The sequence below is a fragment of the Algoriphagus ornithinivorans genome, from assembly GCF_900115305.1.
Classification (GTDB): domain Bacteria; phylum Bacteroidota; class Bacteroidia; order Cytophagales; family Cyclobacteriaceae; genus Algoriphagus; species Algoriphagus ornithinivorans.
Map to the genome: position 1 here is coordinate 61,910 of NZ_FOVW01000001.1, position 21,399 is coordinate 83,308.

Genomic DNA, 21,399 nt, shown 5'->3' on the forward strand with positions numbered 1-21,399 from the left:
AGAACACTTTATAAGTGATTGGATTTCAGATAATTTCAATAAAATTATAATTTTGATTAACCATCATCTAAATAGCATTGTGTATTAATGAATAATCAAATTCTAATTAATTTTTGTCCGACTGGAATGGTCCCACAAAAATCAATCACACCACATGTGCCAATTTCTCCCCAAGAAATAATAGAACAGACTCATGAAGCTTACGAGTTAGGTATTACTATTGCCCATTTGCATGCAAGGGATGAAGAGGGTATTCCTACTTATAAAAAGACAACTTATAGGGATATTTTTGAGGGGGTAAGAAAGCATTGTCCGAAACTTATAATTTGTGGCAGTAGTTCAGGCAGGAATTTCAGCGAGTTTGAAAAAAGGTCTGAGGTAATAGAGCTTCAGCCAGATATGTGTTCATTAACACTTTCTTCTTTAAATTTTTTGAAGCAAGCTTCAGTTAATGACCCAGATATGATAATTGCCTTAGCAGAAAAAATGGTGGATAATGGTGTTGTTCCTGAATTGGAGTGCTTTGACTTAGGGATGATCAATTATGGAAAATATTTAATAAAAAAAGGCATATTAAAAGGACCCTTTTATTGGAATTTGCTTTTTGGAAATATTGCTGGTTTTCAACCAAGTTTAATCCAAATTGGAACAGCGATTCAGGAAATCCCTGAGAGTCATATTTTTTCTTTAGGAGGACTGGGAGAACACCAATTGGCGGTTAATTCTATAGCTATTGCTCAAGGCTACGGTGTTAGGATAGGATTAGAGGATAATATTTGGTGGGATGAAAAAAGAACACGCCACTGTACTAATTTAGAGCTGGTTAGGCGAATTCACGACTTAATGGTAATCCACGGAAGGGAACTTCTAACCTCAGAAACTTTGAGAAAAATAGGTTTTTTTAATAAAAAGAAATTGGAGAAAATTAATTTACCAGTTTCTTCCAATTAATTAATAGTGGAATATTTAGGAGAAGAAAAACAAATTAACCAACTAATCCCCCTTGTTTCGGTCTGTGTTCCTGCATTTCAGCATGAGCCTTTTATCGAAAAATGCCTTGAAAGTATCTTAAGACAGGAAACAAGTTTTGATTATGAGATTTTGGTAGGAGAAGATTGTAGCACAGATCGAACGCGTGAAATCTGTATTGCCTTAGCTGATCGATACCCGAATAAAATTAGGTTGTTTCTAAGAGATGAGAAGGAAAAAGGCCGTAGGAAAGGAAAGTGGAAAGGAAAATACAACCATATGGCCCTTCATCGAGAAGCAAGAGGCAAATATGTTTGTATTTGTGATGGAGATGACTTTTGGACGGACCCAAAAAAGCTACAAATGCAAGTAGAGGTAATGGAAAAGTATCCGGATGCCTCGATATGTATCACCAATACCTTAATTGAGGGGGATGAGAAAGACCATATAATGGATCTCCCCTCAAATTTCACGATTTTTACACCTTCCCAATTACGCAAAAAAAACTATATGGGACATATAAGTAGTTGGATGATGAGGAATGAAATGGAGATTTTACATCAAAAGAAGGTTTTGGAAAAATCCTCCTATCTAGATATGCTCATTTTTACTTTTTACAAGATTCGAGGAAATACCATCTTTATCCCAAAAGTTACTTCCTGCTATGTGAACAACCAAAGAGGAATTTTTAGGTCAGCTTCAAAAAAGAAGAACCATTTGGAAATGTATAGGATTAATTGGCTTCTATTTTACTATTTGCATAAAGACCCTATTCATTTTCTCCGGTCTTTGTTATATCAATTAAGAAGATATTATGTCAACTTCATTAAGTCTTGAAATAAATAATTTGATTTCTAAAGAAGGTTTGATTTGGAACAGCTAATTATACTTGGTCATAGTAATGGAGGGATCCCGATTTTGATTGATCAAGCCATAGAAGTGTTAGGAGTTGAAAAGTTTATAGTAATTAAAAACCTCGATCTACCTGATATTGAATTAGAAAAGTCCGAATTCTCAATAAGCTTTCTTTCTGAAAAGGATTTTGATTTCTCTAAAATAGGCTCTCGGTCAGTTCAATTTGGGGTTCATAATTGCCCTGCAAAAAAGATCCTTTTTGATCATTTCAACAGCAAATATGGGATTGATAAATCAAGCTATATTAGTCTAATCCATCCCACTTCTTACATGGCGCAATCTGCAAAAGTTGGAACGGGAGCATTCGTCGAACCATTGACTGTTATTTCTTCTTTGGTTCAGTTAAAATTCGGAGTGACAATCAAACGTTCTGCATCCATAGGGCATCATTCTATCCTTCATGATTTTGTTTGCATTAACCCAGGTGCAGTTGTTTCTGGCTTTGTTGAGGTTGGGGAAGGAACAGTGATAGGTTCTGGTGCAGTGATTTCCAACAATATCAAAATAGGTAGTGGTAGCCTCATTGGCGCTGGAAGCGTAGTGACTAAAGATATTCCGGATGGAGTAATCGCCTTTGGAAATCCTTGCAAAGTAGTTCGAGAAAACCAAAACTGAAATTCGTTTTACTTCCAGTTAAAGCAATTAATCAATAATTGATTGAATAAAAGGCCATACTGTTTCAAATACTATTTGATGTCCTTCTTCGGTAGGGTGAATTCCATCTGGAAGATTCAAGTCTGGATTCCCGGCTACTCCTTCCAATAGGAATGGAATAAGGGTTACATTTTTTTCTTTGGCAACCGCAGGATAGATTTCTTGAAATTCTTTAGTGTATTCCTGACCCATATTAGGTGGAATCTGCATGCCAGCGAGGATGATTTTGGTTTGAGGGTATTTTTCCCTGACCTTATCTATAATGGCATTTAAGTTACTCTTGGTCTCACTCAGTTGAATTCCTCTCAAACCGTCATTACCTCCAAGTTCCAGGATGAAGATATCAGGCTGATCTTCCAAAAACCAATCTAATCTGCTTAGGCCTCCTGCGGTAGTTTCTCCACTCAGTCCTCCATTGATTACTTTATAATTTAGATTGAGACTATCTATCTGTTTTTGTACCAATCCGGCGAATGCATCTTCCTGGTCTATCCCATACCCAGCTGTCAGGCTGTTTCCAAAGAATAGAATGGTTTTTTTATCCTCTTGTTGCTGTTCTTTTTGAGATGATTCGATATCGTCCACCTTTTGAGTTTGTTTCGATTCCGAACAGGAGAAAAAGGCAAAGCTTCCAAAGGTTATAAAACTCAGGAATAAGAAGTTTAATTTTTTCATAGATCAGTTTACTTGTTCTAATTAAGGCATTTCAAAGAAAAAAGTTCGCGCTAGCAAAGGAAAAACTACCCAAGGCTGATAATTAAGCAGATTTTAACAGTTCGGAACCAAATATTACCAATCAGCAGTTTATCTCAAGTATATCCCTGCTTTTATTTTAACTTAGAAATCACTCTGTTAAAATCCATTTTAATTTAACAAAGGATCTTTTAGGATCGTTTTACTAGTTTATACCCGTTTCATCATCCAACTCTATGACCATACTTTCAATTAAGAATTTGAGTAAAACCTACCAAAGCGGAAGTCGAAAGCTGACTGTTTTGGACCAAGTAAATTTTGATATAAATTCCGGAGAAACCATCGCTATTGTTGGGCCATCCGGCAGTGGAAAAACTACCTTATTAGGACTTTGTGCGGGTTTGGACTCCTCATCAACTGGATCTGTGGTTCTCAATGGAAAAGCTCTGGAAAGTCTTTCGGAAGATCAAAGAGCTGCTGTTAGAAGCCAAGACGTTGGTTTTATTTTTCAGAATTTTCAATTGTTGCCAACTCTAACAGCCTTGGAAAATGTAATGGTTCCTCTGGAGCTCAAAAAGCGAAAGGACGCCCGGGCTAAGGCAATGGAGCTGTTAGAAAAAGTAGGCTTAAAAGATCGTGCAACCCATTATCCTACGCAGCTATCAGGTGGTGAGCAGCAGCGGGTCTCAATCGCTAGGGCTTTTGCAAATGAACCTAAAATACTTTTCGCAGATGAGCCTACCGGAAACTTGGATACAGAAACAGGTGAGATGATAGAAAAGTTGATTTTTGATCTCAATACAGAAAAAGGTACCACTTTAGTTCTAGTGACTCACGATTTGGAACTTGCCGGAAAAACTCAGCGAATCATTCATATTAAGGGCGGAAAGATACAGGAGGATGCAAATGCCTGATTTTGGATGGATAGTTAAGATGGCTTTCCGGGATTTCCGGAAAAACATCTCCCGATTACTCTTGTTCGTTTCCTCCATCGTGGTTGGAATAGCGGCGCTTGTGGCTATTAGTTCTTTTGGAGAAAATCTTACCCAGGATATTGACAATCAGGCCAAAGAGCTTTTGGGAGCTGATTTGGTTTTGGAAAATAGCAAGCCGATAGGTGATCAGCCGATTGATTCGATAGCAACTCAAACAGCTTCTGAAGTGAATTTTGCTTCCATGGTAGCCTTCCCTCAGACAGGTGCCAGCAGACTTACTCAGGTTAGAGCATTGGAAGGAGCTTTCCCCTTTTATGGATTTCTAGAAACTATTCCCGCAGAAGGAGATGCCGATTTTCGCTCTGGTGGGAAGAAAGCTCTGGTTGAAAAAACACTCATGGCGCAGTTCAACGCTGAAGTTGGCGACTTGATTAAAATAGGAGAGGTAGAATTTGAGATTGCCGGCGAACTCCAAAAAGTACCCGGCCAAACTGGAATCACGGCTACCGTTGCTCCTGCTGTCTATATTCCTCTGGAGTATTTGGAAGAAACAGGATTGGTTCAATATGGAAGTCGGGTCGAGTATAACCGGTATTTCCAGTTTACTGAAGGGACGGATGTAGAAGCACTGATTGAACCTTACAATGAACAATGGGAAATAGATCGTGTGGATGCGGATACTGTGGAGGACCGAAAAAGATCCACAGGAAGGTCTTTTGGTAATCTTTCCAACTTCCTTTCCTTAGTCGCATTTATTGCTCTTTTGCTGGGCTGTGTTGGTGTAGCCTCTGCTGTCAATGTGTTTGTTAAAGAGAAACTAGCTTCAGTGGCAGTTTTGAGATGTCTGGGAGTTTCCTCTAGGGATGTACTATATATCTATCTCTTTGAAATCAAAATCATGGGGCTAGTAGGAGCAATTTTGGGTGCTTTTTTAGGCACACTGCTTCAATTTGTACTTCCCGCAGTTTTTGCTGATTTTCTTCCTGTAGAGGTCACGGTCGGAGTCTCTTGGCTTTCAGTGGGATTTGGGATAATCACGGGGCTTTTTGTTTCCGTGTTATTTGCTATGCTCCCTTTACTGAAAGTTCGAAATGTCTCTCCAATGGCAACATTAAGACCTGAAACTGCAGATTCCGGGTTGTTGAAAGATCCTTTGAGATGGTTAGTGATAATTGGAATTCTACTTTTCATCTGGGGATTCAGTTTTTACCTGCTGAAGTCGGTGCAATTAGCCTTTGGTTTCTCGGGTTTTGTGGTCTTTGCTTTTGGGATTCTCTGGGCTGTAGGACAATTGATCATGTGGGCAGTACGGAAATTTCTACCGATATCATTGAGATATACTTTAAGGCAAGCTTTAGCCAACCTTTATAGACCCAATAATCAGACTATATCTCTGATTGCTACTATAGGCTTGGGGACTGCTATGATTAGTACCTTGTTTTTCCTACAAAACCAACTGTTAGAGGAAGCCAAGTTTGCCGATAAAGAAGATCAGCCCAATATGCTGATGTTTGACATTCAAACTCCCCAATTGGAGAATGTGAAAAGCAAACTGACTGACAGGGGTTTGAGGATTCTGCAGGATGTACCTATTGTGACAATGCAGCTCAATGAAATTAATGGGATTGATAAGCAGGAAAACGAGGAATTGTCAGAGGAAGAAGATTATTCCAGATGGTTATACAATAGGGAGTTTAGAGTTACCTACAGGGATACCTTAATATCTTCTGAGACATTGGCGCAGGGGGAGTTAATCCCAACCGGAACTAGAGGAGATTCTATTTTTGTGAGTTTCGCCAAAGATTTTGCCGAAGGAAATAATCTGAAAATCGGGGATGAGATAGAATTCAACGTGCAGGGAAGACCCATAAAAACCTATATTGGGAGTTTCAGGGACGTGAAATTCAATCAGGTTTCTACCAATTTTCTGGTTTTATTCCCAACAGGAGTCCTGGAGCAAGCACCAAAATTCCATGTCATTATCACCAAAACCAAAAATGACAGGGAGTCAGCGGATGTACAAGCTGAGATTGTGAGAGAGTTTCCGAATATTTCGGTAATAAATCTGGGAGCTATTGTAGAAACCTTGGAAGATATTCTCAATAAAATCAGTTTTGTAATTCAGTTCATGGCTTTCTTTAGTATTGCTACGGGCATTTTGGTCTTGATTAGTTCACTAATCATCAGTAAGTATCAGCGGATGAGGGAGAGTATTCTTTTAAGGACACTAGGAGCAAGTTCTTCCACTGTCCGAAAAATCAATACGATGGAATATTTCTTTTTGGGCTCCTTAGCCTCTCTATCAGGGATTATTTTATCCTTTGTCGCTACTTGGCTTTTAAGCTCCTTTGTTTTTGAAATGAGTTTCCGTCCTGCTTGGGGAGCTGGTCTGGTGCTATATTTGGCAATTACAGGATTGACCATCATTCTTGGTTGGTTGAATGGTCGAAGAATCATCAACCAGCCTCCAATGGAGATATTGAGGGGGAATGGGTAATAGTTTTTGATCAAAAGAAAAGCCTCTCAGACAAAATCTGAGAGGCTTTTTTTGGTGGAGCTGGCGAGATTCGAACTCGCGTCCAGATAAGGAAACACCGTACCGTCTACATGCTTAGTCACCGATTGGGTTTTCGACCAAACTATGCTGGGTGACACACCTGAGTTTGGCTTAGCGATTAGAACTTAAGCCTGCTTAATCGCATCGCAGGCCGCAGTCCAGTCAAGTCGACACCTCAATTCCATCCGGACCAGACAACGGATGGTGAGATGTGGCCGGGGAATCACTGTTTGTGACTCAACCCTTTAAGCGATCTATCCTAAAAGGTTAGATTAGGCAGCCATGGCGTAAGTATTTTCGCCATTTATGGTTCGTATGAATCTTTCAAGGCCGTACATACTCCAGCCTGCATGCAAGCCCGATCTTTACACTTACTGTCAAAACCGGTCAGCCCCATTTGCTATTGAGAAGACAAAAGTAATCTAAATTTGGTTCCGTTCAACGGGAACTAGGTATTATGTAAGAAGGGGAGAATGGAAGCGAGAGATGAGAGACGAGAAGCGAGAGACGAGAAGTAAGAGATTAGACGTGGGACTATGGAGTTGGGAAACGAGATGCGAGAGGCCTAGCTACTTTATCTTTCAATTTTAATTTTAAAATCATTCAATAAGATATTCTTCAATCTCAGTCCTTTATATAAAAACTTCAATTTTGCTCAAATTTGAAGAAGGCTGAATACAGAGATTTTTATATCTTGCGGTGATGGAAAATTTCGTCGTTTCGGCAAGAAAATATAGACCGGCTAATTTTAAAAGTGTCGTGGGGCAACAGCATATCACCACCACACTACAAAATGCGATCAAGAATAATCATCTTGCTCAGGCTTTCCTTTTCTGTGGACCTAGAGGGGTTGGTAAAACTACCTGTGCACGAATACTTGCCAAAACAATCAACTGCGAAAATAGAGAGGATGATCAAGAAGCCTGCGGAACCTGCGAATCCTGTGTTTCCTTCCAAAACAACTCTTCCTTCAACATATACGAGCTGGATGCGGCATCTAATAACTCGGTCGATGATATTCGAAATCTTGTAGATCAAGTTAGATATGCTCCTCAAAAAGGTCAATACAAAGTCTATATAATTGATGAGGTTCACATGCTCTCCAATCAGGCCTTCAATGCATTTTTGAAGACTTTGGAGGAACCTCCTAAGTATGCTATTTTCATTTTAGCAACTACAGAAAAGCATAAAATCATTCCTACCATTCTCTCCCGCTGTCAGATTTTTGATTTCAATAGAATTCAAATCAAGCATATTGCGGATCATTTGAAGCATATCGCAGATAAAGAAAGTGTAAGCTATGAGGATGAGGCGCTTCGCCTGATCGCCACCAAGGCGGATGGGGCATTGAGAGATGCACTTTCCATATTTGACCTGATCGTAACCTATTCGGCAGGTCAAAAAGTCACTTATAAAGAGACCATTTCTAACCTTCACATTCTGGATTACGACTACTATTTCAAAGTAGTGGATGCTTTATTAGAAGGAGATATTTCCCAGTCATTATTGATTTTTGATGAAATTCTTAAAAAAGGCTTCGATGGGCATAATTTCATCGTTGGTCTTTGCGAGCATTTCAGAGATTTGTTGGTAGTGAAAGATCCTGTGACTATAGATTTGATTGAAGTTTCCGAAAATGTCAAGGAGCGATACCTTCAACAAACCCAAGCAGCCAGTCAGTCTTTTTTACTTTCTGCTTTGAATGTTGCCAACCAATGTGACATTCATTATAAAACCAGTAAAAATCAGCGCCTTCATGTTGAGTTGGCTTTGATGAAAATGGCCAAATTACCTCAGGCATTGAACCTAGCTGCATTGGCAGTGGAGGAATCAAAAAAAAAAGCCTGAATAACGGAAAAGCGGTAGAGGAAAAACCCTCCGAAATCCCATTAGGTGCTGATTCTATTAAGGGGAAAACTACTCCTGTTCAGAAAACAATCTCGATTCCAACCAGTCTCTCTCAGACCAAAAAACTGGTCAAAGAGTTTGAACAAAAAAATACCCATGCTGCAAAACAGGCAGAGGATTTAGTAGAGTTTGTTTCTACCGTGGAGACTACTAAGCCTTTGACTCAGGAACTCCTAGATCAGCATTTACCTCAGGTTTTAGAGCATTTCAAAAAGCAAGGGAAAAGTCTGGAATTGGCCATTCTCAATCAACCAATCAAGGTAAAGGAGAATGAAATGATCTTGGAAGTGATGGGTCATGTGCAAGAAGAAAGAGCTCATTCCATGCGTCAGGAGTTAATGACCCTGATAAGAAACTTAACTGGTGCAGGAAAATTCCAGCTATCCTTGGAAGTCAAGGAAGAAATCGAAACTGCCAAAAATAAACTTTATACGAGTTCGGATAAATTCAATTATTTGTTGGAAAAGCATCCAGCTTTAAATGAGTTCAGAAAGAAGTTTGGACTGGAGACTGATTTTTAAAAATCCAGAGAGATTCCAAAATTGATCAGGTTTTGCAACTGTATAGCCTGTTTGGATGTGCCATCATCCTGCTTGATAAATACCTCCTCATCGTAGATTAGGACCGTTTCAATCCTTGTGGAAATGTATTTATTGACTTTCATTCGGATTGAAGAATTAAAGTTGACTACCATATTTCCAAATCTTTCATAATTGGAAAAGAGGTTAAGATCTGCCTTCCAATTGACATTTTCCATCAAGGAAATATCGGCGACAGAGGTGGCCAAAGACATCCCTGCTTCAGCTCTTACATTTTCTCCGGGCGTAACACCAAAAGCTCCAACATTACTGAGCGAGTCATTCATGACAATGGTAAATCGACCCGTGAAAGGTGAAAGGATGACCGATAGCTTGCCTTTGTTTGGATAGGTTTTTCTATAATTCAAACCAGTGGAAGACTGGACATATCCTGGAGAAAGCAGGTCCGATATTTTGGTTCTCAAATCGTTTTCACTTCCAGCCGGCCTGCTATACTTGAAACCTTCTAACAACTGAGTTCGGGCATCAATCTGAGTGGATAAGTAGAGTTTTTCTGAAATCTCCCGTCCGTAATTGCTGACAAATATGAAGTTGTCATTGGTCTTTCTGGTTTGAAAAGCTCTATCTGTCTGCCTGTTAAAACCTAGATTGATATTCAACTGCGTGTCCCAGACCTTTTTGTCTTTTTTGTAGTTGGCATAAAGGGAAACTCCTGTATTGAGGGCGAATGAACTCGTACCACCGGCTGCCCAGTTGCTCAAAGTAGACTGGACAATATTTAGATTGTAATTACCTCCGGTTTTCCAGAAAACTTCCTTGACAGGCTCATCAATCAATAAGGAATCACCAAGCATCAACAGTGTATCCCCGTTGATCAGAACAGTATCTGGAATGATCTGTATATCTTGAGCTAAAATCTTTCCGCTCAGGAGGAAAACCAAAAGTCCTGCTAGGAGAAGTAATCTGGGCATGAAAAAGGTCGAAATCAGGGCTTGAAGATAGTTAATTTCTGTCCAACGCTGATAATGTTCTGGCTTCCGATTTGGTTCCAAGATTTCAGCTGATCTACTGTAACGCCGTATTTTTTACTTATTGCATATAGCGTTTCTCCAGGAGATACTGTATGAGTCATTTTACTTGGCGTATTGCTGTAGCTAGGCTCAGGATCTTGGGTAGAAGAATAATTGACAGGAGCAGTCTGATTTTGAGACTGTGGCTCCGGGTCTGATTGAGCCACTCTAACAGGAGTTGATGAAGGTACAGTGACAACTGGAATTTCTTCCCCTCTTTTTCTGTGTTCCTGCAGGCTCAAGACCATTCCTGCCTTCAAATCCTCATCCCTTCTGATTCTGTTTTTTGCCTTCAAAGCTGAAAGCTTGATTCCATATTTTTGAGAAATACTCCAAAGAGTTTCTCCTGGCTGGACAATATGAGTTTCAATTTCAGCTTTAGACTTTTTCTTTTCAGTGTAATAATATTTTCCGGCTTCTACTTTTTCTTCCGGATCCAAGTCATTCAGTTTTCTGAATTTCTTCTCTTTAATTCCGATTTTATCGGCAAATTTTTCCAAGGAAGTCGTATTTGCGGCTAAAACACCATCCAACTCGTTGACAGTAATCTGATCAGGCTGAGTAGCCTTGGTGGTATTCCCTGAAATTCTAGGGTAAGAGTTGGCCTGCTTATAAGCCGGATAATATTTTTCCTCGGCTTTACTTTTTTGACTTGGTTTGGTCTGGCTAGGCTGTGACTCGATCACAGCAGGTTTGTAGTCCAATTTTCCTTCCTGGATATAAACCAAAGAAAATCCTCTGCCGGCCGGAATTTTTCCGTTGACAGCCCACTTATTCATCTCTTTTAGATGCTCTTCGGAGACCTGGTATTTTTTTGCAAGCTCCTTGAGCGAGGTGGGACCTTGTACCTGCACTTCAACCAAGCGCTGAGAGTTGCTCACCAGCATTCCTCCTATTTGGTTTTCAAACGCGACTTTGTGAGCAAGGAATTTTTTAAAATACCAGTGAGAATTTCTATCAATATCAATGATTCGCTGACTATTATATCGGTTTCCAAAATAAGCTTTAGCACCGCCTAAGCCCATTTGATAAGAAACCAAGGCACACATCCAATTATCAAAAGTGTTGTTATGCTTTTTTAAATAAAGGGCTGCTCCACGAGTGGAGTTCACTATATTTTTTCTGTCATCTATTTGGCTATCCACTCTCAAAAAGACTTCCTCTGCGGTGCCTTGCTTAAACTGCCAAAAGCCTACCGCATTGGAGGTTGAGACTGCATCAGGGATCAAACCACTTTCCTGAATCACTAGGTATTTTAGATCCAAAGGAACTCCAACGCTTCTGAGCTCCCGTTCTACGATTGGCATGTAAAGATTTACCCGCTCCAGCTTTACTTTGAAGTAGCTGGGGTTTCGGTACAAGGCATCAACATCTAATTGAATTTCTCTTCTAGCCTGAGGATTGATGCGGATAATCATGTCTGCAAATTCCATCTCCGCGGGCACCTGTGGAATCTGTGCCAGAATAGGAGTGGAAGCTAAAAGGAAGCAGGAAAAAATGAAAAATTGTAAACTTTTGAAATTCATGCTCGGTCGTCTTCTGATATCAGCCCTGCATGAGCAAAAATGATTCCCATTTTATGAAATCACAGTTTTCTTGCCATTAAGATTCCATCTCTGATGGGTAAAATACTGTTTTCTACTCGGGAATCTTGGTGAACCTTCCGATTGAAATCCAATATAGCCTCGGTGTCTTTATCTAATTTTTTTCTTCCTTCTGGCAATACTTTTCCAGACCAAAGTACATTATCTGCCAAAACGATACCCCCTGAAGGCATTTTATCGATCACCAAGTCGTAATAACTAGAATAATTGAATTTGTCAGCATCTATGAAAACCAGGTCAAATGGACCTTCCAAACTAGGAATAATATCCAGGGCGTTGCCTAATCTGTAGTCTATTTGTGAAGCAAGACCACTTTCTTCAAAAAATCCCCGGACCATGGTCTCCAGCTCATCATTGATATCAAGAGTTATCAGCTTTCCTCCTTCAGCCAGTCCTCTTGCCATACAAATTCCTGAATACCCAGTGTAAGTTCCTATTTCCAAAATCGTATTTGGACGAAGCATTTTTACAAACAGCTCCAGGATTTTTCCCTGTAAATGCCCCGAAATCATTCTAGGCATCAGGACTTTGGCCTGAGTTTCCCGGACAATTTTTTTCAAAAGAGCGTCCTCTTCTGAAGTATGGTATTCACAATAGGCTAATAATTCGGGATCTATAAACTCCATTTTAATTCGGTAAATAGGTGAGGTAGCTGAGTTGCTCTGGATTAAAAATTTCCTCGGCTATTGCTAATACCTCTTCTGCTGTGGTGCTTCTTATTTGCTCAAAGATACGTTCCAAAGGGTCTATTTTCCCATGATCGATCAGACTTTTGCCAAATACAAGCATCAACGCGGCATAATTTTCCTCTGCCATTGCCATTTGTCCAATAGCCTGCTCCTTAGCCATATGAAGTTGCATAGTCCCCAGCTTTTTGGTCCTGAGCTTATGCAATTCACGGTGGACAATCTGAGTGGATTTTTTTAAGGTCTTTTCTTCTGTACCAAAAAATATCCCAAAGAAGCCGGTATCTGAAAATGGCTGATAACTGGATTCAATGCTATACACATAGCCGTATTTTTCCCTTAAAGCCAGGTTGAGCCTGCTGTTCATGCTAGGCCCTCCCAAAATATTATTGAGAAGAAAAAGCTTATACCGGTTGGGGTCATGCTGTGAATAAGCTGGTCTGCCTAAGGCACAAAGAGATTGAGTAATGTCCCTGTTTATGGTTTTGACTTGAGGCACATAAGTGTGAAATGCACTCCTGGCATAAAGCGTCCTTTTGGGTTGGATTTCCGACAAAGGACCTTCAATTGCCTTTAATGCCTTAGAAAAGGAAATGTTTCCTACGATTGAAAAGACTACCTGTGAAGTGTCAAGCCTTGTGGATATAAAATCAAAAAAATCCTGCTGGCTGAATTTAGAAACAGTTTCTTCAGTACCAAGAATATTTCTTCCCAAGGAGTGGTTTTCAAATACCAAAGCATCCAGCTCATCCTGAATAGAGTCATCAGGAGAATCTCTATACATAGACATTTCTTCCAGGATTACTTGGCGTTCTTTCTCTATTTCTTTGGTAGGAAAAGTGCTGTTGAATGTGATGTCGAACAACAAGTCAGCTGCCTTGGAATAATGCTCTTTGAGCACCGATGCATAGAAACAGATTTTTTCTTTGGTGGTATAGGCATTCAGCTCTCCTCCCAAAGACTCCAGGCGATTGATGATGTGAAAGGTTTTCCTTTTCTTGGTTCCCTTGAAAGCCATATGCTCCCAAAAGTGGGCTAAACCTTCCTGTTCTTTGGTTTCATCCCGACTGCCTATATTTAAGACAAATCCGCAATGCACAAGTCGTGTATGTGTGACTTCCTGATGGACTATGCGGATACCGTTGGCTAGTTCTTTAATTTGATACATCTTAACTCTTTGAATTGAAGGTAGTAAAAATTCTACCTTTTAAACTCCCTACGAATAATGTTAAGTTTGTCTATCGAAGTTCAATTTTGGTTCTTATAAACAAGGAAATTCTAAAAAAGGTAATCCTTAAGAAATTAAATCTAGAGATTTTATGAAATATACACCTTTACCATCGGCTTTGTATGTAAAAAACAGGGCAAAGCTTGCAGCAAAAATGGCAAAAAATTCTGTTGCAGTTCTCAATTCCAATGACATCATGCCTACCAATGCGGATGGTACGATGAGATTTAGGCAAAACAATGATCTTTTTTACTTATCAGGGATTGATCAGGAGGAAAGTATCTTATTAATTGCCCCGGACTGCCCTAATCCTTCCATGAGGGAAGTGTTGTTTTTGCGAGAAACAAACGAGCACATAGCCATTTGGGAAGGACATAAGTACACGAAGGAAGAGGCTCAGGAAGCGTCTGGCATCGAGAATATACAGTGGCTTGCAAATTTTGATCAGGTATTTAATACAGTGATGGCTTTATCAGAGCAGATTTATTTGAATACCAATGAACATCTGAGAGCAGGAGTAGTGGTTGAGACAAGGGATGCCAGATTTATCAAAACCTGCAAGGAAAGATTTCCACTTCATGAATACGAAAGACTAGCGCCTATTATGCATGAGCTGAGAGGGGCTAAAGAACCAGCAGAAATAGATCAATTGCAGATTGCTTGTGATATCACAGAGAAGGGTTTTAGAAGAATCCTCAATTTCGTTAAACCAGGAGTAACAGAATTTGAAATTGAAGCCGAATACCTACATGAATTTGTAAGAAATAGGAGTAAGGGTTTTGCCTATGAACCCATCATAGCATCTGGTGCATCCGCTTGTGTACTTCATTACATCGAAAACAACAAAGCTTGCCAAGATGGAGACTTGTTGCTTATGGATGTCGGGGCAGAGTATGGAAACTACAATGCAGATATGACGAGAACTATACCTGTTAGTGGCCGATTTACAGAAAGGCAAAAGGCAGTGTACAATGCAGTATTAAGAGTGCAAAAGCAGGCGATGAATATGCTTAGACCTGGAGTGACTATCCAGGATTACCACAAGGAAGTTGGCTTGATCATGCAATCCGAATTGATAGGTTTGGGTTTGATTGATATGACGGATGTAAAAAATCAGGATCCGAATTGGCCTGCTTATAAAAAGTATTTTATGCACGGAACTTCCCATCATTTAGGCCTAGATGTGCATGATGTAGGTACTATGCACGGGCCTATCACTCCGAGGATGGTATTTACTGTTGAGCCTGGAATATATATTCGAGAAGAAGGAATTGGTATTCGATTGGAAAATAATATTGTGATACAGAAAGATGGATATTTCGACCTGATGCGGAATATTCCAATCGAAGCCGATGAAATTGAGGAGATAATGAATTCTTAAAAAATCTTCTGAATGATGCCCCCAAAACTTGAGACAAGTCTTGGGGGCATTTTTATTTCCTAACTTACTTCCATTGAATCTCTGCCATCACCGGAAAGTGATCGGAAGGATATTTCTTTCCATAATTGTCTGTTAATATTCCATGACGTATAACCTTAATCGGGCCATTGACGAAGATGTGGTCAATAATTCCGTCTGGCATTTTATCCCAATCAAATCCGGTAAATGTGCCAGCCGGGCCGTACGCTGGAATCTCAGAGATTAATCGGGCATCTTTCCAGCCAGAAGCAGAAGCGATGGTGGTATAGGCTGGGTTGTCAAGAGTCACATTAAAATCCCCCATCCAAATAACCGGGAGTTTTTCCTGGTTGATAGCATTGATTTGTTTCAAAACCAATTTGCTGCTTTCCTCTCTGGCTTGCTGACCGATATGATCATAGTGAATATTGAAGACATAAAAGGCCTTGCCGGATTGGTCTTTAAATTTACCCCAAGTACAAACCCGATTGAGGGCTGCGTCCCAACCTTTGCTCGGGCGCTCAGGAGTAGGGGAAAGCCAAAAAGTCCCGTGATTAAGTAGTTGATAGCGCTGAGGGTCAAAAAGAATTGCTGAAAACTCTCCCTTTTCCTCTCCGTCATCTCTTCCAACTCCTATGTAATCAAATTCCAAGTTGGACTCCAACTGCTTAACTTGATGAATCAAGCCTTCCTGAATACCGACAATTCCGATTTGATGAAATTGGATCAAAGAGACTACATGATGCAGCCTATCCTTCCATAAATTTCCCTCGTCTCCCGGGTTATCCCAGCGAATATTGAAAGTGGCAATTTGATGTTTGTTGCTTTGGGCGATGCTGGCTGAAGCACTTACAAATGCGAGAAAAAGACAAAGAATGATTGATTTTAACTTCATTTTGGAGGAACTATATGGTCAGAAAAGGTTTATCTATTAAAATTGAATCATAAATTGAAGAAATGAAAACCATTTATCCCAAAGACCTAGCCACACAGGAATTTCACGCACTTTTACAGGGTAGTATTGCACCACGGCCGATTGCTTTTGCTTCCACCATAGATAATGTGGGAAATGTAAATTTGAGTCCCTTTAGTTTTTTTAATCTATTCAGTACTAATCCGGCTATTTTGGTTTTTTCTCCTTCCAGAAGAGTGAGAGACAATACCACCAAGCATACTTTGGAGAATGTGAAAGAGGTTCCGGAAGTAGTCATCCACGTAGTTCACTATGGGATGGTAGAGCAAATGTCTTTGGCAAGTACTGAATATCCCAGAGAGGTGGATGAATTTGTCAAGGCTGGATTTACGGCAATTCCTTCCACCGAAGTTAAGCCGCCGCGTATAAAAGAGGCGAAAGTCGCTTTTGAGTGCAAGGTGAATGAGGTGATATCCTTAGGAGATCAGGGAGGGGCTGGTAATTTGGTGATTTGTGAGGTGATTGCAGTTCATGTAGACGAGGAGATTTTTGATGAAAATGGTGTAATTGACCCTAACAAAATTGATTTGGTAGCGAGACTTGGAGGGAATTGGTACTCCAGAACGAACGGAACCGCACTTTTTGAAATTCCCAAACCCTTAAGAACTATGGGGATTGGTGTTGATCAAATTCCTGAAGAAATCAGAAATAGCCCAGTTTTGACTGGTAATAATTTAGGGAGGTTAGGAAATGTAGAGCAGCTTCCTAATACTGAGGAAATCAAGGTTTTTGGAGAGAGTCCCATTCTGGAAGAAATGAGGTTGAGATTTAAAAATGATTATGATAGCTGGATCTATCATATCCATGAATTAGCCAAGCAATTATTGGAAAAGGGAGAAGTAGAAGCTGCCTGGAAAACATTGCTTCAAAAGCTTTAAAAATTCATAAAGCATAAAAAAGCTGACTCGAATGCCAATCATTTGTCAGCCTGAGCGGAGTCGAAGGATGTTTCCAGAATTAGGAATACATTTCGACTTCGCTCAATGTGACAAGGGTTCGTATAAGACAGCCAATTATGCTTATTTAATTATTATATCCTGTGGCATTCTGACTTGAATTCCCTGATAATGTTTCAGCTTATTTACTTTTTGATAAAGTCCAAAGTGTTCTCCCAATTGCGCTTGAAGGATTTTTGTTTCTACGCTTTCGCCCAGATCTGACATAATCTGCTCAAACCAAGGTTTGATCGTTGGATAATAAATAACGCGGTAATCATCTCCCGCCTCTATTTTGGCCACAGCAATTTCAATTGCTTTATCCAGTCCACCCAGTACATCCACTAAGCCTCTTTCCAAAGCTTGATTTCCAGTCCAAACTCTTCCTGAAGCAACTTCTTTCACTGCATCTGGACTCATTCCTCTTCCCTCAGCTACACGCTTGATAAAAGTGTCGTAACCATCTTCAATGGAGCTTTGTATGATTGATCTTTCTACTTCTGTCAGATCTCTTCCGGGATTCATGAAATCAGAAAGTTGCCCGGTATTGACAACATCTGTAGTGATACCCAACTTGTCATTGATTAGCTCCTGCACATTAAACCATAAGCCAAAGATCCCGATAGAACCTGTAATGGTGTTAGGTTGTGCAACAATAGTATCTGCCGGTGCGGAAATATAATATCCGCCAGATGCTGCGACTTCGCCCATGGATACGATCACAGGCTTCGCTTTTTTCGCTTCGGCCATTTCTCTCCAAATTACCTCAGAAGCTACAATTGATCCTCCGGGAGAGTTAACTCGCAGGACAATGGCTTTGATGTCATCATCTTTTCTTGCTTTCCGGATTTCCTTGGCAAATTTTTCCGAACTGATCACTCCATCAGCTTCACCTGAGACTATTTCCCCTTCGGCGATGATAACGGCGATTCTATTTTTGGAAGTAATATTCTTGGATTTTGCAACCGAACCTAAATCCGTAGCATTGATACTTGGAATGTCCTCATCCTCTTCTAAGCCTAGCTTTTCCCGAAGTTTGGCATGTACCTGATCTTCGTAGAGCAGTTCATTGACCAACTGATATTTCACCGCATCTTCCGGCTTTCTGACTAGCATCAAATCATTGATCAGGGTCATGCTGTCTAATGCCACAGATCTAGAGTTTGCTACCGCTTGAACCATCTGGTCATTGATATCATCCAAGAAATATTGGGTTTGCAGGCGGTTTGCCTCACTCATTTTATCTAAAATAAATGGCTCAACGGCACTTTTGAATTCGCCTACTCTGAATACTTCCGGCTCTATCCCTACTTTCTCGAAGAAGCCTTTTAGGAAAATTACCTCCGATGCTAATCCGTTGAAATCAATTCCTCCCAGCGGATTCAGGTAAATCTCATCTGCAACAGAAGCCAAATAGTAGCCACCTTCTGAATAAGCTTCATCATAGGCAATGATGAATTTTCCGGACTCCTTAAAGGCTTCCAGCTCTTCGCGCAATTCTAGCAAATTTGCTTGACCAGCTATAATCAAACCTGTATTAAGATAGATGCCTTTAACTTTTTCATTGGTTTTAGCTTCACGAATGGCTTTTTTCAAATTGACCAAACCTGCAGTCATTGGATTGCCAAAAGGATTGGCAAATTGGCCAAATGAAAGTTTATCATCACTGGTACGCTCCACCAATGTTCTGCCATTTAAATCGAGATGTAAAATGGTATTTTCTTTAACTGTTACTTCCTTTTCTCCAGTGGAGGCAACTATTCCTATCAATCCCAATAGGAGCAAAAAGCTTAAAATACTGAATACAAAAAGCCCTACGATGACGGCTAATACGTTTCCTAAGAATTTCATAATGAATACATTTGAAGTAGCTAAAATAGGCTAATTTGACGAGTCAATAAAGATAATTTCCTTCAGATTATGAATAATGAGGTTGTATTGATTTTGGGAGGTAATTTAGGTGATACCTTGACCTTGATTGAAGAGGCGAAAAAGCTGCTTCTTAATCTTGGAGAACTAAAAGGTAAGTCCTCTATTTATCGAACGGAGGCCTGGGGAAATGTGGCTGACCAGGATTTTTTAAATCAGGTAGTAGTGATCTCTACAGACTTGGAACCTTTGGAGTTTTTGAAGGAAATTCAAGGAATTGAAAAAGTATTGGGTAGAAAAAGGGTGGAAACTTGGGGGAATAGAACCATGGACATTGATATCCTGTATTGGAATCAAGAGGTAATTGACCATGAAAATTTAAAAGTGCCACACCCTTACTTGCAAAGAAGAAAGTTTGTGCTCATTCCTCTGGTCGAAATTTTACCGGATCAAATTCATCCAATATTAAATCAAACTAATTCCCAAATCTTGGAAGTTTGTCCAGATGAGTCTCTCGTTGAAATTTTGGAGCCATAAAAAAACTGCCTCTTATTAGGAGGCAGTTTTAGATTCTTAAAGTCCTGAAACTTGAGCTTCGGGATGAATTTTTTTAACTAAGCCCTGCAATACTTTTCCTGGTCCACATTCCACAAAATCCACAGCACCATCTTTTACCATGTTTTGTACAGATTGAGTCCATTTCACAGGAGCAGTCAACTGAGCAATCAAATTGGCTTTAATTTCAGACACATTGCTGACCGCAGTAGTACTTACATTTTGGTAAACTGGGCAGATTGGCTCGCTAAATGTAGTTTCTTCTATGGCTTTCTGTAATTTTTCTCGTGCAGGCTCCATTAATGGAGAATGAAAAGCTCCTCCAACAGGTAGGGGTAATGCTCTTTTTGCACCTGCTTCTTTCATTTTTTCACAGGCGATTTCAATTCCTTTGTTAGATCCGGAGATGACTAATTGGCCTGGACAGTTATAATTGGCAGGAACGACCACTTCGTTAGTAATTTGGCCACAGATTTCCTCTACTTTTTCGTCTGCCAATCCCAAAATTGCAGCCATGGTAGAAGGATTGATTTCGCAAGCTTCTTGCATAGCCATAGCTCGTTGATAAACTAATTTCAAGCCATCTTCAAATGCTAAAGTACCGTTGGCAACCAAAGCAGAAAATTCACCTAAAGAATGACCTGCAACCATATCAGGATTGAAGTCAGGGGTGGTTTTTGCCAAAATCACAGAATGAAGAAAAATTGCCGGTTGTGTCACTCTGGTTTGCTTCAGCTCCTCATCAGTTCCGTCAAACATGATATCGGTAATTCTGAATCCCAAAATTTCATTCGCTTTTTCAAAAAGCGCTTTTGCTTCTGGGTTTTCTTCGTAAAGTGCTTTTCCCATTCCGGGAAACTGGGCGCCTTGGCCTGGAAAAACAAATGCCTTCATGCGTTTTAATTTGTTGAGAGGGCAAATATAAGATTTTTCCTTTTGGTGGATGGTTAGTCCAATTCGTTCAACTGCTCAAAGTGATCTTGGAAAATTTTCCGCTTATTTTCACTTACCCATCGGATAAAAGCCTTCACTGCAGGGGCATGCTTTTTTTGCTTCAACCAAACCAATTTCCAGTCAGCTACAATAGGAAGTCCTTCGAATTTCAGAATGTGAATTCGCTTTTCTTTGATTTCGTTGACCATGGAGTAGGAGGATAGAATGGAAGCACCCAACCCAGCCATGATGGCTTGTTTCACGGCCTCGTTGGTAGCCAATTCCATTTTACTGTTGGTATTGATGTCCCTGTCATGAAAAAATTTCTCCATCATCACTCTTGTTCCGGATCCGCTTTCTCTCAAAATAAAGGGAATTTTATCCCATTTATTTTCACTGATTAGTTTTTGGTATTCTTCGGCTTTTTTTGGCGAGCAGGCCAAATACCATTTATTTTCCGCGATGACGATGCTTTCAAGGTTCATTTCATCCGGAGCAATCGATACTAGTGCCAAATCAGTGCTGTTTTCTTCCAAATGAGCCAACACTTTAAAGCGATTTGACACCTCCAGGTTGATTTCCACATGAGGATGGATTTTCATGAAATCAGCCATCAAATAGGGGATAATGTATTTCCCTGTTGATACAGCGGAGATTCTGATTTTTCCGGCCAATAAGCCTTTCAATTCCATCATTCGCTGTTCGATCTGATCCATTTCAGCGAAAATCCGCTCTGACATATCGACTAATTCCTGGCCAAATTCTGTGATGTGGATTTTCTTGCCAATGATTTCAGTGAGAGGTACATCAAAGTTCTCCTGTAGATTTTTCAACTGTACCGAAACAGCCGGCTGAGTCATATTCAAAGCCTTTGCTGCTTTGGTAATGCTTTGAAAGTGAGCAATGCTACTTAATGCTTTTAGCTGATTCAGAGAGATATTCATAATCAAGATTAATACAAAACTAATAAACGATAA

General features: G+C 40.0%; 19 protein-coding genes and 1 other RNA gene. 10 read left to right on the forward strand and 10 right to left on the reverse strand.

The features are described 5' to 3' along the window. The first annotated feature begins 87 nt into the window (after positions 1-87). Genes BM073_RS00330 through BM073_RS00340 form a run of 3 tightly spaced genes read left to right on the forward strand, consistent with a single transcriptional unit; the run spans position 88 to position 2,499 of the window. Entirely contained in the window at positions 88-951 is an 864-nt protein-coding gene (locus tag BM073_RS00330; protein ID WP_091648683.1) for a beta-keto acid cleavage family enzyme, read from the forward strand. Between the two features lie 6 nt (positions 952-957). Beyond that, the gene (locus BM073_RS00335; RefSeq protein WP_175557817.1) at positions 958-1,806 is read left to right on the forward strand and encodes a glycosyltransferase family 2 protein; all 849 of its coding nucleotides are present in this window, start codon (positions 958-960) and stop codon (positions 1,804-1,806) included. Between the two features lie 33 nt (positions 1,807-1,839). Further along, positions 1,840-2,499, forward strand: coding sequence for an LbetaH domain-containing protein (locus tag BM073_RS00340; protein ID WP_091648688.1), 660 nt, complete (start codon positions 1,840-1,842; stop codon positions 2,497-2,499). 27 nt (positions 2,500-2,526) lie between these two features. On the opposite strand, the gene BM073_RS00345 is transcribed toward BM073_RS00340, so the two are convergent. Next, a complete protein-coding gene (locus tag BM073_RS00345) occupies positions 2,527-3,213 on the reverse strand; it encodes an arylesterase (RefSeq protein WP_091648691.1) in 687 nt (228 codons plus the stop codon). Between the two features lie 254 nt (positions 3,214-3,467). On the opposite strand from BM073_RS00345, the gene BM073_RS00350 reads away from it, so the two are divergent. Further along, positions 3,468-4,145: an ABC transporter ATP-binding protein gene (locus tag BM073_RS00350; RefSeq protein ID WP_091648694.1), complete on the forward strand. Its 678-nt coding sequence runs from the start codon at positions 3,468-3,470 to the stop codon at positions 4,143-4,145. Next, the gene (locus BM073_RS00355; RefSeq protein ID WP_091648696.1) at positions 4,138-6,663 is read left to right on the forward strand and encodes an ABC transporter permease; all 2,526 of its coding nucleotides are present in this window, start codon (positions 4,138-4,140) and stop codon (positions 6,661-6,663) included. The genes BM073_RS00350 and BM073_RS00355 overlap by 8 nt, the downstream gene beginning before the upstream one ends. Positions 6,664-6,715: 52 nt before the next feature. Here BM073_RS00355 and ssrA read toward each other — a convergent pair. After that, positions 6,716-7,118, reverse strand: a transfer-messenger RNA (tmRNA) gene (ssrA, locus tag BM073_RS00360). 307 nt (positions 7,119-7,425) lie between these two features. Between ssrA and BM073_RS00365 the strand changes: the two genes are divergently transcribed. Both BM073_RS00365 and BM073_RS00370 read left to right on the forward strand, forming a co-directional pair. Beyond that, the gene (locus BM073_RS00365; protein WP_091648699.1) at positions 7,426-8,571 is read left to right on the forward strand and encodes a DNA polymerase III subunit gamma/tau; all 1,146 of its coding nucleotides are present in this window, start codon (positions 7,426-7,428) and stop codon (positions 8,569-8,571) included. Positions 8,572-8,771: 200 nt separating this feature from the next. After that, complete coding sequence (locus tag BM073_RS00370; RefSeq protein WP_091648701.1) at positions 8,772-9,152, forward strand: DUF8493 domain-containing protein; 381 nt, start codon at positions 8,772-8,774, stop codon at positions 9,150-9,152. On the opposite strand, the gene BM073_RS00375 is transcribed toward BM073_RS00370, so the two are convergent. Genes BM073_RS00375 through BM073_RS00390 form a run of 4 tightly spaced genes read right to left on the reverse strand, consistent with a single transcriptional unit; the run spans position 9,149 to position 13,698 of the window. Next, positions 9,149-10,141 carry a DUF3078 domain-containing protein gene (locus BM073_RS00375; protein ID WP_091648704.1) on the reverse strand — a complete coding sequence of 331 codons (993 nt, stop codon included), beginning with the start codon at positions 10,139-10,141 and terminating at the stop codon, positions 9,149-9,151. The two genes, BM073_RS00370 and BM073_RS00375, sit on opposite strands and share 4 nt — an antisense overlap. A gap of 14 nt (positions 10,142-10,155) precedes the next feature. Beyond that, positions 10,156-11,766 (reverse strand): LysM peptidoglycan-binding domain-containing protein, encoded by a 1,611-nt coding sequence (locus BM073_RS00380; RefSeq protein ID WP_091648708.1) that lies wholly within the window; start codon positions 11,764-11,766, stop codon positions 10,156-10,158. Positions 11,767-11,825: 59 nt separating this feature from the next. Beyond that, on the reverse strand, positions 11,826-12,470 hold the full coding sequence (locus BM073_RS00385; RefSeq protein WP_091648711.1) for an O-methyltransferase: 645 nt from the start codon (positions 12,468-12,470) through the stop codon (positions 11,826-11,828). Position 12,471: 1 nt separating this feature from the next. Next, the gene (locus tag BM073_RS00390) at positions 12,472-13,698 is read right to left on the reverse strand and encodes a M16 family metallopeptidase (RefSeq protein WP_091648714.1); all 1,227 of its coding nucleotides are present in this window, start codon (positions 13,696-13,698) and stop codon (positions 12,472-12,474) included. 151 nt (positions 13,699-13,849) lie between these two features. On the opposite strand from BM073_RS00390, the gene BM073_RS00395 reads away from it, so the two are divergent. Then, positions 13,850-15,139 (forward strand): aminopeptidase P family protein, encoded by a 1,290-nt coding sequence (locus BM073_RS00395; RefSeq protein ID WP_091648715.1) that lies wholly within the window; start codon positions 13,850-13,852, stop codon positions 15,137-15,139. Between the two features lie 64 nt (positions 15,140-15,203). On the opposite strand, the gene BM073_RS00400 is transcribed toward BM073_RS00395, so the two are convergent. Continuing rightward, entirely contained in the window at positions 15,204-16,052 is an 849-nt protein-coding gene (locus BM073_RS00400; protein WP_091648716.1) for an endonuclease/exonuclease/phosphatase family protein, read from the reverse strand. A 62-nt stretch (positions 16,053-16,114) separates the two neighbouring features. Between BM073_RS00400 and BM073_RS00405 the strand changes: the two genes are divergently transcribed. Further along, on the forward strand, positions 16,115-17,008 hold the full coding sequence (locus BM073_RS00405; RefSeq protein ID WP_091648719.1) for a flavin reductase family protein: 894 nt from the start codon (positions 16,115-16,117) through the stop codon (positions 17,006-17,008). Positions 17,009-17,149: 141 nt separating this feature from the next. Here BM073_RS00405 and sppA read toward each other — a convergent pair whose 3' ends face one another. Further along, positions 17,150-18,916, reverse strand: coding sequence for a signal peptide peptidase SppA (gene sppA, locus BM073_RS00410; RefSeq protein ID WP_091648721.1), 1,767 nt, complete (start codon positions 18,914-18,916; stop codon positions 17,150-17,152). A 69-nt stretch (positions 18,917-18,985) separates the two neighbouring features. On the opposite strand from sppA, the gene folK reads away from it, so the two are divergent. Then, complete coding sequence (gene folK, locus BM073_RS00415; RefSeq protein WP_091648724.1) at positions 18,986-19,471, forward strand: 2-amino-4-hydroxy-6-hydroxymethyldihydropteridine diphosphokinase; 486 nt, start codon at positions 18,986-18,988, stop codon at positions 19,469-19,471. Positions 19,472-19,507: 36 nt separating this feature from the next. Here the strand turns inward: folK and fabD are convergent, their stop codons facing one another. Then, positions 19,508-20,383 (reverse strand): ACP S-malonyltransferase, encoded by an 876-nt coding sequence (fabD, locus tag BM073_RS00420; RefSeq protein WP_091648727.1) that lies wholly within the window; start codon positions 20,381-20,383, stop codon positions 19,508-19,510. Between the two features lie 53 nt (positions 20,384-20,436). Beyond that, positions 20,437-21,366: a LysR family transcriptional regulator gene (locus BM073_RS00425; RefSeq protein WP_091648731.1), complete on the reverse strand. Its 930-nt coding sequence runs from the start codon at positions 21,364-21,366 to the stop codon at positions 20,437-20,439. Between the last annotated feature and the right edge of the window lie 33 nt (positions 21,367-21,399).

Bases quoted from the DNA above. Each gene is read 5' to 3' on its own strand.
- BM073_RS00390 (WP_091648714.1), bottom strand. From the start codon at position 13,698: ATGTATCAAATTAAAGAACTAGCCAACGGTATCCGCATAGTCCATCAG.
- BM073_RS00405 (WP_091648719.1), top strand. From the start codon at position 16,115: ATGAAAACCATTTATCCCAAAGACCTAGCCACACAGGAATTTCACGCA.
- BM073_RS00355 (WP_091648696.1), top strand. From the start codon at position 4,138: ATGCCTGATTTTGGATGGATAGTTAAGATGGCTTTCCGGGATTTCCGG.
- sppA (WP_091648721.1), bottom strand. From the start codon at position 18,916: ATGAAATTCTTAGGAAACGTATTAGCCGTCATCGTAGGGCTTTTTGTA.
- BM073_RS00385 (WP_091648711.1), bottom strand. From the start codon at position 12,470: ATGGAGTTTATAGATCCCGAATTATTAGCCTATTGTGAATACCATACT.
- BM073_RS00345 (WP_091648691.1), bottom strand. From the start codon at position 3,213: ATGAAAAAATTAAACTTCTTATTCCTGAGTTTTATAACCTTTGGAAGC.
- fabD (WP_091648727.1), bottom strand. From the start codon at position 20,383: ATGAAGGCATTTGTTTTTCCAGGCCAAGGCGCCCAGTTTCCCGGAATG.
- folK (WP_091648724.1), top strand. From the start codon at position 18,986: ATGAATAATGAGGTTGTATTGATTTTGGGAGGTAATTTAGGTGATACC.
- BM073_RS00380 (WP_091648708.1), bottom strand. From the start codon at position 11,766: ATGAATTTCAAAAGTTTACAATTTTTCATTTTTTCCTGCTTCCTTTTA.
- BM073_RS00330 (WP_091648683.1), top strand. From the start codon at position 88: ATGAATAATCAAATTCTAATTAATTTTTGTCCGACTGGAATGGTCCCA.
- BM073_RS00365 (WP_091648699.1), top strand. From the start codon at position 7,426: ATGGAAAATTTCGTCGTTTCGGCAAGAAAATATAGACCGGCTAATTTT.
- BM073_RS00400 (WP_091648716.1), bottom strand. From the start codon at position 16,052: ATGAAGTTAAAATCAATCATTCTTTGTCTTTTTCTCGCATTTGTAAGT.
- BM073_RS00425 (WP_091648731.1), bottom strand. From the start codon at position 21,366: ATGAATATCTCTCTGAATCAGCTAAAAGCATTAAGTAGCATTGCTCAC.
- BM073_RS00395 (WP_091648715.1), top strand. From the start codon at position 13,850: ATGAAATATACACCTTTACCATCGGCTTTGTATGTAAAAAACAGGGCA.
- BM073_RS00350 (WP_091648694.1), top strand. From the start codon at position 3,468: ATGACCATACTTTCAATTAAGAATTTGAGTAAAACCTACCAAAGCGGA.
- BM073_RS00375 (WP_091648704.1), bottom strand. From the start codon at position 10,141: ATGCCCAGATTACTTCTCCTAGCAGGACTTTTGGTTTTCCTCCTGAGC.